This window comes from Micromonospora sp. SYSU B005 (genome assembly GCF_055362685.1).
Genome location: NZ_JAXCFU010000003.1, coordinates 414875 through 428884, shown reverse-complemented (window position 1 = coordinate 428884; position 14010 = coordinate 414875). Strand labels below are relative to the sequence as shown.

General features: G+C 70.4%; 10 protein-coding genes. 3 read left to right on the top strand and 7 right to left on the bottom strand.

Going from position 1 to position 14010, the window contains the following annotated elements:
* Window positions 1-67 precede the first annotated feature (67 nt).
* The 7 genes from SM452_RS11180 to SM452_RS11150 all read right to left on the bottom strand — a co-directional run bounded on the left by SM452_RS11180 (window position 68) and on the right by SM452_RS11150 (window position 9810).
* Window positions 68-658, bottom strand: coding sequence for a DinB family protein (locus SM452_RS11180; protein WP_463839853.1), 591 nt, complete (start codon window positions 656-658; stop codon window positions 68-70).
* Window positions 659-701: 43 nt separating this feature from the next.
* A complete protein-coding gene (locus SM452_RS11175) occupies window positions 702-1118 on the bottom strand; it encodes a PPOX class F420-dependent oxidoreductase (RefSeq protein ID WP_030499597.1) in 417 nt (138 codons plus the stop codon).
* Window positions 1119-1222: 104 nt separating this feature from the next.
* Window positions 1223-2347: a ricin-type beta-trefoil lectin domain protein gene (locus SM452_RS11170; RefSeq protein WP_355513080.1), complete on the bottom strand. Its 1125-nt coding sequence runs from the start codon at window positions 2345-2347 to the stop codon at window positions 1223-1225.
* Window positions 2348-2358: 11 nt separating this feature from the next.
* Window positions 2359-4101, bottom strand: coding sequence for a family 43 glycosylhydrolase (locus SM452_RS11165; protein WP_463839901.1), 1743 nt, complete (start codon window positions 4099-4101; stop codon window positions 2359-2361).
* A 124-nt stretch (window positions 4102-4225) separates the two neighbouring features.
* Window positions 4226-6643, bottom strand: a complete 2418-nt coding sequence (locus SM452_RS11160; RefSeq protein ID WP_463839852.1) for a ricin-type beta-trefoil lectin domain protein — start codon at window positions 6641-6643, stop codon at window positions 4226-4228.
* A 53-nt stretch (window positions 6644-6696) separates the two neighbouring features.
* The gene (locus SM452_RS11155; RefSeq protein WP_463839851.1) at window positions 6697-8220 is read right to left on the bottom strand and encodes an arabinofuranosidase catalytic domain-containing protein; all 1524 of its coding nucleotides are present in this window, start codon (window positions 8218-8220) and stop codon (window positions 6697-6699) included.
* A gap of 273 nt (window positions 8221-8493) precedes the next feature.
* The gene (locus SM452_RS11150; RefSeq protein ID WP_262012106.1) at window positions 8494-9810 is read right to left on the bottom strand and encodes a cellulose binding domain-containing protein; all 1317 of its coding nucleotides are present in this window, start codon (window positions 9808-9810) and stop codon (window positions 8494-8496) included.
* 635 nt (window positions 9811-10445) lie between these two features.
* Between SM452_RS11150 and SM452_RS11145 the strand changes: the two genes are divergently transcribed.
* The 3 genes from SM452_RS11145 to SM452_RS11135 are packed head-to-tail and all read left to right on the top strand — an operon-like array spanning window position 10446 to window position 14010.
* Window positions 10446-12101: an ABC transporter substrate-binding protein gene (locus SM452_RS11145; RefSeq protein WP_463839850.1), complete on the top strand. Its 1656-nt coding sequence runs from the start codon at window positions 10446-10448 to the stop codon at window positions 12099-12101.
* 14 nt (window positions 12102-12115) lie between these two features.
* The gene (locus SM452_RS11140) at window positions 12116-13126 is read left to right on the top strand and encodes an ABC transporter permease (RefSeq protein ID WP_463839849.1); all 1011 of its coding nucleotides are present in this window, start codon (window positions 12116-12118) and stop codon (window positions 13124-13126) included.
* A complete protein-coding gene (locus SM452_RS11135) occupies window positions 13126-14010 on the top strand; it encodes an ABC transporter permease (protein ID WP_463839848.1) in 885 nt (294 codons plus the stop codon). The genes SM452_RS11140 and SM452_RS11135 overlap by 1 nt, the downstream gene beginning before the upstream one ends.

The window sequence follows — 14010 nt, the reverse complement described above, 5'->3', positions numbered from 1 at the left end:
GCTGGTCCTGTCGATCCGCTGTCCGAAATATGGTTGAAACTTCCGGCCCGCCATACCGGAAGGCCGCCTACGCGAACCGGTCGGCGAGCGCCGACAGCTTGCTGACGTACGCCGGCCAGTCGTAGCCCTCGGGAACGTTCCGGTTGTCCCGCCCCAGCCCGATCGCCGCGTCGTGCTGCTCACGCATGACGTCGGCGTGCCCGGCGTGCCGGGCCAGGTCGACGCAGACGTGCACGATGACCTGGTGCAGTGTCACGTCCTGCCGGCCGGGCTGCCACCACGGCACCCGCCCCGGCGCGTCCAGCGGCAGCGTCTCGATCGTCTCGTCCGCGAACGCCCCGACGCGGCGGTACAGGTCGATCAGCCCGTCCTTGGTCTCGTCGGCCCGGGCGTACCAGTCCGCCTGCGGGTCCGCGTCGACCGTCTCGGCGGCCACCAGTTCCTCGGGCGTGGGGAACTCGCGGCCGAACGTGGGCCCGAAGTAGCCGGCCTCGACGTTCAGGCAGTGCTTGAGCAGGCCCAGGAAGTTGTTGCCGGTCGCGGTGCGGGGAAGCCGGGCCTCGCGTTCGCTCAGCCCGTCGAGCTTCCAGATCAGGTTCTCCCGGATCGCGCGCAGGTAGTGGTGCAGCGCTGCCTTCGGATCGTACGGCTCACTCATGCCCGACACTCTTCCGCATGGGTCGGACATCGTGGGGGCGCCGTCAGCCGGTCTGGCTGTTGTCCTTGTGCGCGCCCCACCCGTGCCAGCGCTCGATCTCGATCCAGGCGCTGACCCGCTTGCGGTCCCGCCGGGGGTAGGGGCGCCCGGTGTAGTGCTGCGAGATCCGGTCGATGTCCGCCAGGCCCTCGTCGTCGCGCAGCTCGACCACCCGCCCGATCAGGCTGACGTGGGTGTACCAGTTCCCCTCGTCCAGCACGGTCAGGGAGACCCGGGGATCGCTGCGCAGGTGTGCCAGCCGGCGGCGGCCCTCGTCCATGTTCACCAGGACGCGGCCGTCCTCCCAGAGGTACCAGGTGGCCGCGGACACCGGCTGGCCGTCGCGAAGCGTGGCGATGACGGCGGGATTCGGCTTGCCCAGCATGGCGACGGCGGGCTCGGGCAGCGGCGGCTTCGACATGGCTCTCACTCTACGTACCCGCCGGGCCCGCCGCTGGTCATGCGGCGGGCGCCGCCCGGACGGGCTCCCCGGCGGCGTCCGCCGGGGAGCCCGTCGCACGCCGGTCAGGCGCGTGCGCTCCACTGCTGGTTGGTGCCGCCGTGGCAGTCCCAGAGGTTGATCCTGGTCCCGTTGGCGGTGCCGTAGCCGGCCGCGTCCAGGCAGCGCCCGGACTGGACGCCGCTGATCGTGCCGTTGGCGTTGAGGTTCCACTGCTGGTTGGGCTGGCCGTTGCAGTCCCAGATGATCACGCTGGTGCCGTTCGCGGTGCCCCGCCCGCTCGCGTCGAGGCACTTGTTGCCGAGCACCTGCAACTGCTTGGCGGAGGTGTAGGTCCAGCGCTGCATGGTGCCGCCCCAGCAGTCGTACAGCTGCACCGCGGTGCCGTTCGTGGTGCTGCCGTTCGGCACGTCCAGGCACCGGCCCGAGCCGGCACCGACGAGCTGCACGTTCTGGTATGTGCCACCGCTGCTGCCGGGGGTGCCGATGCTGCCGGACACCGACTGCAACGCGCGGTACCAGACCGCGGCCATCTTGTCGTAGCCGGTGGCGGTCGGGTGGATGCCGTCGATCAGGTCGGCGGTGGTCAGCGCCGAGTACTGGTCGACCAGGTGGACCCGCTTGCCGGCGTTCACCTTCGACTGCACGATGCCGGGCAGCGCGGCGTTGAACGTGCGCACCGCCGCCGCCTGGCCGGAGTTGGCGAGCGGGATGATCTGCGCGACGAACACGTCCGCGTTCGGTGCCGTGGTGGTGATGCGGTCGATGAGCGAGGAGAGCCGGTTCGGCGCGGTGGAGACGTTGTAGTTCTGCAGGATGTCGTTGGTGCCGATGTGCAGCAGCACGGTGCGCGGCTGGTAGGCGTTCAGCCAGCCGGTGATGTTGACGTCGATCTGGTCGATGCGCCAGCCGGGGTGACCCTCGTGGTCGTGGTCGCCGAGGTTGCCCGGCCCGTTGAACTGGGAGCCGACCAGGTCGACCCGGTAGCCGCCGCCGGCCAGCCGCTGCCACAGGCCGATCCGGTAGCCGCCCGGCACCTGGGTGCCCTCGGTGATGGAGTCACCGAGCGGCATCACCCGGGTGCCGCCGTTGGACTCGGCGACCGCCGGGCCGGCGGGCGTGAGCACACCGGCGGCCAGCAGGGCCAGCGCGGCGCCCGCGGTGAGCCATCTCCTCACTGTCGTACGCATGAACGCTCCTCTCACGGGCTGGTGCAGGTCAGGGAAGGGGTGGACGGGGAGCCGTCGGCGATGAAGCCGAACGTGGTCGAGCCGGACGCGGGCACGGAGCCGTTGTACGCCGCGTTACGGACGGTCGCCGTGGATCCGCTGGTGCTCAGCGTGCCGCTCCAGACCTGGCTGATGCTCTGGCCACCGGCGAGGTTCCACCGCACCGACCAGCCGTTGAGTGCCGCGGCGCCCGCGGTGACCGTCACCTCGGCCTGGAAACCGCCGGACCAGGAGTTGGTGGTGCGGTAGGTGGCGGTGCAGGCGCCGCCGGTCGGTGGCGGCGTGGTGGACGGCGGCGGCGTGCTGGGCGGCGGGGGAGAGGAGGGCGGCGGGGTCGACGGGGGGACCGGCGGCGGGGTGCCGCTGAGGCTGGAGGTGAACCACCAGTGGTCGATGTTGAACAGCGAGCCGCTGCCGCCGGTGAACCGCAGGTAGAGGTCGTGGGTGCCGGTGGCGCCGCTGACCGGGCAGCTCGGGTTGGTCCAGGTCTGCCAGCCGCCGGTGGGGGTCACCTGGCAGGTGCCCACGAGCGGGCCGGTCACGCTGTCCAGGCGCAGTTCGATGGACCCTCCGCTGCCGGCCGAGGCCACCATGGCGGTGAACTTGGTCGCGCCGGCGCCGAAGGCCACGCCCTTGACCTTGATGTAGTCTCCGTTGTCGATGTAACCGACGTTCCGCCCGCCCAGGGAGGACGCCTCGGTCTCGACCCCCTGCCCCCAGGCCATCGTCTCGGCCTCCTGCCGGGCGTACGGGTCCATGGTGCCGACCTGGGGGGCGCCGGTGGTGGTCATGTTGATCGTGGGGATCGAGCCGTCCGCGCCGTAGGAGAACTTCTCCACCGCCACCGACCTGGTGAAACCGCCGCCGCCGGGCAACGCGCCGTTGTGGTAGAAGAAGTACGAGTTGCCCTTGAAGTCGATGATCCCCGGGTGGTTGGTGAAGCTGCTGCCCTGGGTCGGCATGATCGTCCCGCGGTACGTCCACGGGCCCAGCGGCCCGGGCGCGGTCGAGTAGGCGACGAACTCGGAGCAGCACTTGGCCGCGAACGCCATGTAGTAGAGGCCGTTGCGCTTGTACACCCACGGCCCCTCCTCGTAGAGGGTGGGCCGGTTCGCGTCCCCGGTCCGCGCCCCGAAGCCCGCCGTGGTCAGCGGGATCTGCGTCGGGCTGCCGGAGTACGAGATCATGTCCGCGTTCAGCTTCACGTACCACAGGCGCGGGTTGCCCCAGTACAGGTACGCCTGGCCGTCGTCGTCGATGAACACGGTCGGGTCGATCTCGCCGTTGCTCACCAGCGGACGCCCGATGGCGTCGCGGAACGGACCGGTGGGGCTGTCCGCCACCGCCACCCCGATGCCCATCTGGCCGGTGGCCCGCACGACCATCGGCACGTACCAGTAGAACTTGCCGTTGCGGTGGACCGCCTGGCCGGCCCACGCGTCCTGCTTGGCCCAGCTGAACGTGGCGAGGCTGAGCGGCGATCCGTGGTCGGTCCAGTTGACCATGTCGTCGGACGAGAAGACCCGCCACTCCTTCATGGTGAACCAGGTCGAGTTGTCCTCGTCGTGGCCGGTGTACAGGTAGACCCGGTTGTCGTACACGAGCGGGGCCGGGTCGGCCGTGTAGATCGTCTGCACGATCGGGTTGTCCGCCCGGGCGACGGTCGGGTTCAGCCCGCCGGTGACGACCGGGGCCAGCCCGAGCAGGGCGAGCATGGTCACGGCCAGCGCGAGCCATCGTCTGGCCCGGCGGTCGGGTCTCCATAGCGTTGAGGTCACAGGTCATCTCCCCGGTAGGCCGCGCCGCGGCGGATGGGTACGGTCGGCGAAGGTCGGGCCGTCACGCCCGGCTCCACTTCTGGCTGCTGCCGCCGGTGCAGGCGGACAGGACGATCGGGGTGCCGTTGCCGGTCCCGCCGCCGTTCGGGCTCAGGCACAGTCCGGACTGGACGCCGGTGATCGTGCCGTCGGTGTTGACGTTCCACTGCTGGTTGGCGCCGCCGTTGCAGTCCCAGATGATGACCCGGGTGCCGGACGAGGTGCCCTGGCCCTCGGCGTCGAGGCACTTGCTGCCGTACACCTGGAGCTGCCGGCCGGAGGTCGCGGTCCACTGCTGGTTCGCGCCGCCGTTGCACTCCCACAACGTCACCTGGGTGCCGTTGGTCTGGGACTGGTTCGGCACGTCCAGGCAACGGCTGGAGTTGGGGTTGAGCAGGGCACCGCTCGTACCCCCGGGGTTGCCGCCCGGGCCGGCGACCACCGACAGGTTGTCGAACTGGGCGGTCTCGCCCTGGCTGGTGCCGAAGCCGACCTGGCCGGTGCCGAACGTGGAGTCGGTGACCGTGCCGACAGTCGTGCCGTCGATGGTGGCGGTGATGGTGGAGCCGGCGAAGCCCAGTGCGAGGCTGTGCCAGCGGTTGGTGCCCAGCGCTGCGACGTTCCCGCTGCGCAGCGTGGCGAGCTGCCCGGCGGTGTTGTTGCGCAGGATCGACCACGAGCCGGAGTCGGTGACCCGCAGGAAGTAGCCGTTGTACCGGCCGATCGGGTCGAGGTTCGTGGTGCCGACGCGGCCCTGGATCTGGGCGTAGCCGGACTGTTCGAGCAGGACGTCGGCGGAGACGGTGTAGTTGCCCCAGCTGAGGTTGCCGCCGTAGGTGGCCGGGTCGGCGAGTGTCTTCCAGGTGATCGGCGCCTGCGCGGACATCTGCCGCAGGCACATGCCGGCCCGGCCGCCACCGCAGCCGACGGTCTCGAACGCGCCCTGCATGTCCTGGAGGTACTTCGGTATCCGACCGGCGGCGTACCCGTCGAAGTCGTCGCGGTACGGCAGGCCGAGCGAGCCCTGGGCCGGGCTGGTGGCGGTGCCCTTGCCCTGCCCCGTGGTCGTGGTGACGGTGTAGAGGTGTCCGGGCTGGACGGTGAGCGAGAACGACCCGCCCGACGGGGTGATGTCCGCGCCGCGGACGAAGAAGTCGTTCGGGTTCGTCGAGGTCAGGTTCGTGGAGCAGACGTGCACCTGGCCGGTGGAGAGCCCGCCGGTGACGTTCATGGTGAGCTGCTGCGCCGACGTGGCGTCCATGGTCTCGATGACGGTGCTGTAGTCGCCGCCGGTGGGGGAGCGCAGCGACACGTAGCTGCCGTTGTTGCGGTTGCCGCCCAGGTAGCCCGAGGACGAGTCGAGGTAGCGCCAGCCGGGGGCGGTGAACTGGGTGGTGTGCGCCAGTGCCCAGGTGTTCTTGCCGACCGAGTACCAGCCGGACCAGGGCTGGTTGGCCAGGATCAGCCCGACCGTGGACCAGGGCAGGTTCGGTGTGATCGCGGCGATCAGGTCCCAGTTGAGGTAGGCGACCATCCGGCCGTCGATGTAGCCGCGGTTGATGCCGCGCGCGAGCGGCTTGGCGCCGTCGTTGTAGTCCTGCGAGCCGCCCTCGCTGTTCCACAGCGTCTTGCCGGTGCTGGTGGCCGTGGAGGAGACGGTGCAGGTGGTCTGCGCGCTCAGGTAGCCGCACGGGTAGTGGCCGCTGAGCACGTCGATGCTGTTGCGCAACGTCGTGTTGCCGGCGACGGCGTTCGCCGGGCCCCAGCTGCCCGGGTAGTCGTCCCCGTAGATGATCTTCACGCCGCTGTAGCCGTTGGCGTTCAGCGCCTGACGCAGGCTGATGGTCCAGTTCGCGTCGGTCCGCTTCTCGTTCTGGGCGGCGGTGATGTAGTCCATGGTGAGGTTGTGCTGCCGCGCGCAGCCCAGCCAGTCCACGAAGTAGTTGATCATGTCCTGGGACATGAAGTTGCCGTTGCCGATCCACCCGGGAGCACCCCAGGGCAGCGCCGCCAGCTTGATGGCGGGGTTGCGGGCCTTGGCCTGCTCCATGATCCACCACTGGTAGCCGCGGTTGCAGTTCAGGTCGCCCCGGACGTGCTCGTGGCTCGGCTCCGAGCCGCTGGTGGAGTTGGTGTCGCCGCCCATCTCCACCTTGAGGATCTGCAGCGCGGCGCCGTATCCGGGCTTGAACAGGTAGTCCAGGATCTGGCCGCGCTGCGGTTCCGGATAGTCGATCAGCAGGCGGCTGTTGCCGCCGCCACCGCTGACCGCGCCCACCCCGTCGAACGTCTGGCCGCCGGAGGCGCCGTTGACGGTGATCGTGGTGGCCGCCTGGGCGGGACCGGCGGTGAGGGTCAGGCCGCCGCCGGCGGCCAGGACGGTGGCGGCCAGCGCCGCCAGCAGTCGGGGGCGGCGGCGTATCCGTCTCGGTTCGGACATGACGGGTCCCTTCACGAATTCGGGAGTGTGGTCGCTGACGTCGCGCGCGCCGGTCAGCGGTAGCCGGCGGCGACGATGTCGGCTTGGACGGCGTTCTCGGTCGCGTCGGACGGGTAGCCCGCCACCATGGCGCCCTCGTAGAAGGTGCCGGCGCTGAGGTTCGCGCCGCCGCCGGGCTTGCAGCAGTCGCCGCCGCTGCCCAGGATGATGGCGCCCTGCTTACGCATCGGGCTGTAGCCGGCCGGCAGCGACCCGTCGTAGAGCGTGTAGAGGCCGCCGGACTGGGCGTTGCTGCCCTTGATGGCGAACCGCGAGGTGCCGTTGTTCTTCAGCGTGGCGGTGACGAACCGGTTGGTGAAGGCCCGCTGGTTCGGGTTCCAGGACTGGCTGCCGCCCGGGTAGAGACCCCACTCCAGGTCGGCCTGCACCCAGGGGCCGCTGCCGGAGCAGCCGCCGAACCAGCAACTGGTGCTGAAGTTGATCGCGTCCATCGCCCCGGCCGCGTCGGCGCTGCGGGTGGTCTCGCTGTTGCCGTAGTCGAAGCAGCAGCCGCTGTTGACGTGGGTGCCGCTGGTCACCATGTACATGCCCTCGGGGGCCGCGCCGGTGGGGACGCCGGTCAGGTGGCCGTCCCGCCAGTAGCTGTTCCCGGGGTTGATGTAGAGGGAATACGCTCGGGCGCCGCCGACCGTCAGCGACTCGCTCGTCGCGTTCGCGGGCCGGCTGGAGGTGGAGCCGGGGACCTGCGCGGAGCCCTGGTACCACAGGTCGTTCCCGCGTCCCGACTGGTCGAACACGGCGGTGATCACGCAGCTCGTACCGGCGCAGAACGCGTCCTGCGCGGCGGCGTCGGCGTAGCCGCCCGCGCTCAGTGGACCGATGTTGCGGGTGCCGTTGTCCGAGGAGCGGCGGACCTGGTAGAGGTTGCCGCCGTACGCCGAGAACAGCGCCCGGGTGGTGCTGTGCGCCGCCACGCACGGCGTGCCGCCCGCGGCGTAGATGTCGCACGGCCGGCCGCCGGGCGGGGGCGTCGAGGTGGGCGGCGGTGACGACGGTGTGGTCGAGATGGTCCACCGCTGGTTGGCCTGGCCGTTGCAGGTCCACAGGATGATCCTGGTGCCGTTGGCGGTGCCCGCGTTCGTGGCGTCCAGGCACAGCCCGGACTGCTGGCCGGTGATCGCGCCGGCCGAGGTGACGTTCCACTGCTGGTTGGCCTGGCCGTTGCAGTCCCAGATGATCACGGTGGTGCCGGGGCTGGTGCCCTGGCCGTTGGCGTCCAGGCACTTGTTGCCGTACACCGTGAGCTGCTTCGCCGACGTGTAGGTCCAGTTCTGCGGCGCGCCACCCGTGCAGTCGTGGAGCTGCACCTGGGTGCCGTTCGTGGTGCTGCCGTTGGGGACGTCGACGCAGCGGCCGGACTGCGCGCCCACGATGGAGCCGGGCCCGGGAGCGGCCACGGCGCTTCGGCTCTGAGTGGCCAGGGCGGCGCCGGCGACGACCAGGACGAGGATCAGGGCGGGGATGGTCAGGCGCGGTGGTCCGGATCGGGCGGACCGGGGGGGACGGGGGATCACCATGACGGCTCCTCGGGTACGCAGGGCTCCGCTGCCGTTCGTCGGCGCGGCGCCTCACGAGCTATGGATGGCCGCCGGTGCAAGCGCTAACACCTGTGACACAAGTGCTCTGACTAGCCTGGTGGTGGTGGCATGTCAGGCGCCAATGTTAACGCAAACATCGACCGGAGTTAATTAGAGCACATTCCGGGGGTAGCGGGACCTCAGTTGGTGCCGGCCGGGGCCGGGCCGAGGGCGGCGGCATGCCACCCAGGCCCGGCTCCCGTGCCGGGTCGGTCAGGGACTGGTGCAGCTGACGCCACTGGGTGCGGTGGCGCCGTTCCCGGTGGCGGTGAACCCGAACGTCGTCGAGCCGTTCGCGCCGACAGTGCCGTTGTAGTCGGCGTTGCGGACCGACACCGAGCCGGTGGTGCCCGTGTTGACGCCGTTCCAGAGGCTGCTGATCGCCTGGCCGGAGGCCAGGGTCAGGCGTACGGTCCAGCCGTTGAGCGTGGTGGCGCCGTTGTTGGCCACCGTGACCTCGGCCTGGTAGCCACCCGGCCAGGTGTTCACGGTCCGGTAGGTGGCGGTGCAGGCGCCCGGCTCACCCGGCGGCGGCGTCGTGACCGGCGGGGTCGTGGGCGGTGCGGTGGTGACCGGCGGCGTGGTCGGCGGCACGGTGGTCGGCGGCACCGTGGTCGGCGGCGTGGTGGACGCGAACTGGCTGAAGAACCGCCAGATCTCCCCCGACGTCCAGGTCCGGGAGTCGTTCGGGCTGGACGACCCGTCGACCGGGCTGGGGGTGTGGTCGCCGTCGAACGCGGCCCACTGCACCGGGTAGCCCTCGCGGCAGCCGGAGTACGTGGTGGTGATGTGGGTGAGGCTGCCCCGGCTCGGCTCGCGCGGACTCTGCGCGGTGCAGCCGTTGTTGCGGACGAACGTGTCGCGCAGCGAGCGGCCCATGGAGATGTTCAGGACGCTGTCGTAGATGCCGTGGATGCCGAAGTAGGCGACCGGCTGGGTGCCGCCGTTGCAGCCGCTGAGGTTGGCGCCGGAGATCACGGTGACCGCGCGGACGACGTTGGGCCGGGCGCAGGCCACCGCGTAGCTCATCGCCCCGCCGTAGCTCCAGCCGAGCGCGAACCGCTGGCTGGTGTCGACGCAGAGGTCGTTCTCGATCTGCCGGGAGATGTCGTCGAACAGCGTCAGGTCGCGGCCGTTGGTGTTGGCCCAGCCGTTGTCGATGCCCTGCGGTGCGACGAAGATCGTGCTGTTGTTCGACAGCGGCAGCAGGCCGTAGTAGCCGGCCGAGGCGACGTTGTTCGCCGAGCCGTTCAGCCAGTGGAACCCGAAGATCAGCCGGTACGGGCGGTTGCGGTCGTACCCGTCCGGGATGCGCAGGATGTAGCTGCGGTTCTGGCCGCCGCTGGAGATGGTGCGCGTCCCGCTGGACAGCGTCGGGGCCTTGCCGCAGCCGGCGGTCGCGGCGAGCGTGCCGTTTGTCGACGCCTGCGCCGTCTCGCCGAGGTCGGCGCTGAGGGCGCCGCCGGCCGCCGCCGCGAGGAGCACCGCCGCGGCGGCGATGGATGAGAGAAGGGATGTTCGTTTCGCCATTGCTGGACTCCTTGCCCTGGGTGGTGGTGCAGGCCGAACCGTCCGTCGATGCCGACGTCGCCTGCGAAGAGGGCGCGGAGCCGCGCGTGCGGCCGGGGCCGAAGTCGTCCGTTGGCCGCCTGCGTCGGCGTGCATCGGCGGAGCGGCCCGGACTGGTCACCGACCGGCGAGGCGGCGAGGACGGTGCCTCGGGTCGCTTTGCCGGTTGCGGGGGTGACGGGGAGCGTGCCCTTCGCTCCCGTGCCGGAACATAGCAGGTTATCGATAACATGTTCAACCGGCCGGGTCCGGAGGAATGCCGGGTGGACCGCCGGGTGAGCGCTCACACGAGCGCGCGGGCGAGGTCGGCCTCGGCGAGCCCGAGCCGCCGGTACGCGGTGGAGCGACCCCGGGTGTCCTCCCGGGGGCATCGGCGTCTTCCGGCCCGGTTCGATCTCCCGTGCGTAACGTTTCGGTGAACTTGTGTGAACGCTTTCAGCGGGGTCATCCCGCACTTCGGGAGTGCTCTGATTTCACGGCGCGGCCGTGTTCGGTGAACACCGTTCACCCTATTGTTCACTCGTGCCTAATCCGGTAGAACACCAGGTAGGTCCGCAGCTCGGGCCATTCGCCTCGTGCTTCTAGGAGGGCTTCTCATGGCTCGTTCACCCCGTCCGGGCGCCTCCTCGCCCGCGCTCTCCCGCCGCGGCGTCCTGCAGTTGGGTGGCAGCGTCGCGCTCCTGTTCGCCACCGGTGCCTGCGCCGCGGACAGCGGCAACAAGTCCACGGACGGCAAGTCCGGCGGCGCCTCCGCCAAGACGCTGCGCATCGCCGTCTCCAGCTACCTGTCGAGCTGGGACCAGGACTTCGTCGGTTTCGACCTGACCGCGCTGATGCTCTACAAGAACGTCTTCCCGTACCTGATCGACTACGGGGTCACAAACGCCGGCGGCAGCCAGATCCTCGACACCCAGAACATCACCCCGACGTTCGCCGAGTCGTTCGAGCCGGACGCCGAGCAGAAGGTGTGGACGCTCAAGCTGCGCCGCGGCGTGAAGTTCGCCAGCGGCAACGAGATGAAGGCCGCCGACGTCAAGTGGTCGAAGGACCGCGCGTTCGCCGCCCAGGCCAACGTCGCCGGCGTCTACCGCACCATCGGCCTCACCAGCGCCGACCAGGTCAAGGTCGTCGACGACTACACGGTCGAGTTCCACCAGGCGTTCCCGAGCGCCCTGACCCGGCAGATCCAGGCGATCTCGCTGTACGTCTTCGACTCCGTCGAGGCCAAGAAGCGCGCCAGCGCCAGCGACCCCTGGGCCAAGGAGTGGTTCGCGAAGAACCCGCCGACCGGCGGCTACTTCAACGTCGCCAAGGCCACCCAGGGCCAGGAGATCGAACTCAGCGCGAACACCGGCTACCCGGGCCCGGACCCGGCCAAGACGCCGACCATCCGGATCTCGGTGGTGCCGGCCGCGTCCAACCAGCGCCTCCAGCTCCAGGCCGGTGACATCGACATCGCCCTGGGCATCAGCCAGCGCGACATCCAGGACCTGAAGAAGGCCCCGGGCATCAAGGTCATCTCGGCGGCCAGCAACCGCCAGGTCGCCATCCAGATGTCGGTCACCGCGGCGCCGTTCAACGACGTGAACGTCCGGAAGGCGCTCGCGTACGCGGTGCCCTACGAGCAGATCATCAACAACGTGTACGGCGGCGACGCCCGCGCGGCCAAGAGCCCGGTCCCGCTGGACATGCCCGGCTACGACGAGAGCGGCTACCCGTTCACCTACGACCTGGAGAAGGCGAAGGCCGCCATGACCGCCGCCGGCCGGGCGTCGCTCGACTCCGAGCTGGTCTTCGAGGCCGACAACGAGGAGCAGCAGAAGATCGCCGTCCAGGTGCAGAGCGAGGCGGCGAAGGCGGGCATCCGGCTCAAGCTGACCCCGCTGGACCCGGCCACCCTCGGCGAGCGGCGGACCAAGAAGAACATCCCGCTCCAGATCACCTCCGGGCAGCTCTGGGTGGACGACGTCGAGTACATGCTGGCGACCAGCTTCGTCAAGGGCGCCAACCTCAACTACTCGAACTACAGCAACCCGGAGATCGAGCAGATCTACGAGAAGTCGCACACCACTGTCGACACGGCCGCCCGCAACGCGCTGTGGAAGCGGGTCCAGGAGATCCTCGCCGCCGACGTGCCGTGGGTGGTCATCTGCCAGCCCAACTTCAACCTGCCCGTCCGGGAGTCCGTCGCCGGCTGGGTGCAGCCGATGGACGGCCTCGCCCGCCTGCGCTACCTGAGCGCGTCGGCCTAGGACGTCACCCACCCATGCGTATCTTCCGCTTCGTCGTCAGGCGACTGCTCCAGCTGATCCCCGTTCTGCTCGGAGTGGTCGTCCTGGCCTTCCTCCTGGTCCGGGTGCTGCCGGGCGATCCGGTCCGCAGCATCCTCGGGCAGAACGCCACAGAGGAGGACGCCGCCGCCGCACGGGCCCGCTTCGGGCTGGACCAGTCCCTGTGGCAGCAGTTCCTCGACTACCTCGGCGGGCTGCTCACCGGTGACTTCGGGACGTCGATCCAGAGCGGCACCTCCGTGGGCTCGGAGATGGCGCTACGGGTGGGTCCGACCCTGGAACTCGTCGTCATCTCGGTGAGCATCGCGCTCGTGGTGGCGACGGTGCTGGGCATCTGGTCGGCCAAGCGGGCCAACCGGGCCGGCGACCACAGCGTCCGGATCTTCGCGCTGGTCGGCAACTCCGTACCGGAGTTCTGGCTCGGCCTGGTGCTGGTGCTCGTCGGCTACAGCATCCTCGGCTGGTTCCCGGCACCGAACGGCCGGGTCGACCCGGACACCGGCCTGACCCCGCTCACCGGCGCCGACCTCGTCGACGCCGTCCTCACCGCCAACGGGCCGGCGATCGCCTCGGCCGCGGCGTACCTGGTGCTGCCGGTACTGACCCTCGTGGTCGGCGTGGTCGCCCCGCTGCTGCGCAGCGTCCGGGCCTCCGCGCTGGAGGTGCTGCACTCGGAGTCGTACGCCGCGGCGAAGGCGCACGGGCTGCGCGACCGCACGCTGCACTACGGCTACCTGCTGCGGGCGACGCTGGTCCGGCTGCCGTCGCTGGCCGCGCTGGTCTTCGGTACGGCGATCGGCTCCACCGTGCTCGTTGAGTACGTGTACTCGTGGCAGGGCTTCGGCCAGTGGGCCCTGCGCGGCCTGCTCTACCGGGACTACCCGGTGGTGCAGGCGTCGGTGCTGGTCATCGCGCTGTGCTACGTGCTGGTGTTCCTCATCGCCGACGTGGTCCACGCGATCCTCGACCCGAGAGTGAGGCTCTGATGGCCGAGCTGCGAACCGTCCCCGACGGTCCCGCCGCCGCGCCGGTGGTCGTGCCCGGCGGCGACCGGGACAGCCGTTTCGCCCGCCGCATGATCATCGCCGGGGCGAGCATCCTGTCGGCGGTCGCGCTGCTGGCGGTGTTCGCGCCGCTGCTGAGCCAGTGGGGCGAGACCGAGATCGACGCGGCGAACACGCTCGTCGCGCCGGGCGGCAGCCACCTGCTCGGCACCGACGGCAACGGCATGGACATCTGGAGCCGGGTGCTCTACGCCGCCCGGCTCGACCTGGGCATCGCCCTGGCCGCCGTGGCGCTCGCGGTGGTCGTCGGCACGCTGCTCGGCCTGGTCGCCGGCTACTTCGGCGGCTGGCTCGACGACGTGCTGATGCGGGTGGTCGACATCTTCCAGTCGTTCCCGACGTTCATCCTGGCGCTCGCCGTGGCCGCGCTGCTCGGCAACGGCACGATCAACCTGATCATCACGATCGCGGCGGTGAACGCGCCGGCATACGCCCGGCTGGTCCGCGCCGAGGTGCGGTCGCTGCGGGAACTGCCCTTCGTGGACGCCGCGATCACCTCCGGCGCGTCGCCGGTCGGCGTGCTCTGGCGGCACCTGCTGCCCAACAGCCTCACCCCGGTCCGGGTGATCGCGCCGCTGAACTGCGGCTGGGCCATGCTCACCCTGGCCGGGCTCTCCTTCCTCGGGCTGGGCGTGAGCATCCCCGAGGCGGAGTGGGGCGCCATGATCAGCCTCGGCGCCGCGGACGTGGTCGGCGGCCGGTGGTGGACCTCGGTCCCGCCCGGCCTGGCCCTGTTCGTCTGCGTCCTGGGGTTCAGCCTGCTCGGCGAAGGCCTGCAGGACCGCGCCAACGCGAAGCGGCGGTGA